The sequence below is a fragment of the Mumia sp. genome (assembly GCF_028803055.1).
GTDB lineage: Bacteria > Actinomycetota > Actinomycetes > Propionibacteriales > Nocardioidaceae > Mumia.
The window spans coordinates 1-1,819 of record NZ_JARBCJ010000330.1 but is presented as its reverse complement, the minus strand read 5'-3'; the positions used below and the strand labels follow the sequence as shown (position 1 = coordinate 1,819).

At 71.5% G+C, this 1,819-nt stretch carries 2 protein-coding genes; both read right to left on the bottom strand.

Annotated features, from left to right (window positions below; all coding sequences use genetic code 11):
- A partial coding sequence (locus PV363_RS17680) for a histidine kinase dimerization/phospho-acceptor domain-containing protein (protein WP_301023076.1) occupies positions 1-1,054 on the bottom strand: 1,054 nt, incomplete at its 3' end.
- Between the two features lie 9 nt (positions 1,055-1,063).
- Complete coding sequence (locus tag PV363_RS17675) at positions 1,064-1,738, bottom strand: response regulator transcription factor (protein ID WP_301023075.1); 675 nt, start codon at positions 1,736-1,738, stop codon at positions 1,064-1,066.
- Positions 1,739-1,819: the final 81 nt, after the last annotated feature.

Genomic DNA, 1,819 nt, shown 5'->3' with positions numbered 1-1,819 from the left:
GCATGATGACGTCCGCTGCCTCCGGCTCGACCATCGTGACGGGACGCTTGGCGGCCTCGTCCGCGGCACGCTCGACAAGCTCACCGATCGCCACCGCCTCCGACGTGGCGCTGGACTCGTCCTCTGCGCGGGAGATCTCCAGCAGGTCCACCACCATCCGCCGGAACCGCTCGAGGTCCTCCGCGAGCAGGTCGAGCGGCTCGCGCACCTCCTCAGGCAGCCTCGCGCGCCGGTTCTGGAGCACCTGCACGGAGTTCAGCATCGTGGTCAACGGGGTGCGCAGCTCGTGGCTGACGTCGCCTGCGAAGCGTGCGTCCGCACGAACCCGCCGCTGCAGCGACTCGACGGTCGCGTTGAACGACCGGGCGAGCGGCGCGAGGTCGGGGTCGCCGCCTGTGTCCATCCGTGCGGTCAGCCTGCCGGAGGCGACGGCGGAGGCGACGTCGTTCAGCTCGGTCAGCGGGCGGAGCGCCCGGCGGCTCGCCGACCGGCCGAGGACCAGACCGCAGACGACCGTGAGCAGCGCGGCACCGGCCAGGCTCGCGGACAGCACCCGGAAGGTTCGGTTCAGCTCTGTCAGGTCGTAGACCGCGAAGTAGGCGTTGCCGCTCGGTTGCAACGGCATCCCCACGGCGAGCAGCGGCCGCCCGTCGATCTCGATCCGCTGGGTGCTCGCCGTCCCGGCCTCGACCCGTTCCACCAGCGCGGCCGGCAGGTCGGACGGGGTCGGGTCGAGCGAGGTCGCGTACCAGGCGTCGTCGTAGCGCAGAACCGCCGCCGAGGCGCCCGACCCCACGGTGTCGAGAGCGCCAGACACGTCGACGGGCCGGGCGTCGATCTCGCGCTGGAGCAGTCCCGCGTCGACCGCCGTCTCCGCAGCCGCGCTGGACTCGCGCTGTGCCACCAGGAAGTGCGTGACCAGCGACCAGCTGAGCACGGCGAGCAGCAGTGACAGCGCCAGCGCCAGCAGGCCGAAGAGCAGCGTCACACGTCCGCGGACCCCGAGCCGCATCCTCCACCTCCTGGGGTCGGACGGGCGTCGGGTCGTGGCCACGGTGGATCCTCAGCCGGCCAACCGGTAGCCCAGCCCGCGCACGGTCAGCAGGTGGCAGGGGGACGCAGGGTCGTGCTCGACCTTCATCCGGAGCCGCCGCACGTGCACGTCGACGATGCGGCTGTCGCCGAAGTAGCCGTACCCCCAGACCTTGTCCAGGAGGTGCTCGCGGCTGCACACCCTGCCCTCGGCGAGGACGAGCTCGGCGAGCAGCTTGAACTCGGTTCGTGTCAGGGGCAGCTCGACGCCGTCACGCACCACGACCGCATCACCGAGATCGATGCGCAGGTCGCCCAGTGTGAGGTCGTCGCGTGGCGCGGCCGAGGGCCCCGCGGTGGCCCGACGCAGCAGCGCGCGGATCCTCGCCGACAGCTCTTTGGCCACCAGCGGCTTTGTCACGTAGTCGTCGGCGCCCGCCTCCAGCCCTGCCACGACGTCGTGGGAGTCGGTACGGGCGGTCACCATGATCACCGGGACGGCACTCTCCCGCCGGAGTTCGCGGCAGACCGAGAACCCATCGGTGTCGGGGAGCATCAGATCGAGCAGCACGACGTCCGGTCCGCGCTCTCGCAGCATGTCCAGCGCACTGGCGCCCGTCGACGCCTCCACGACGGCATATCCCTCGTCCTCGAGCGCCAGGCGCAGCGAGCGACGTACCCGCGGGTCGTCCTCCACCAGCAGCACGCTGCGCGTCAGGCGTTCACTATGGCCCGGCAGCTGCTCGGACGGGAGTCAGCGAGGACGACACGCCGACGTTCGTCCTCG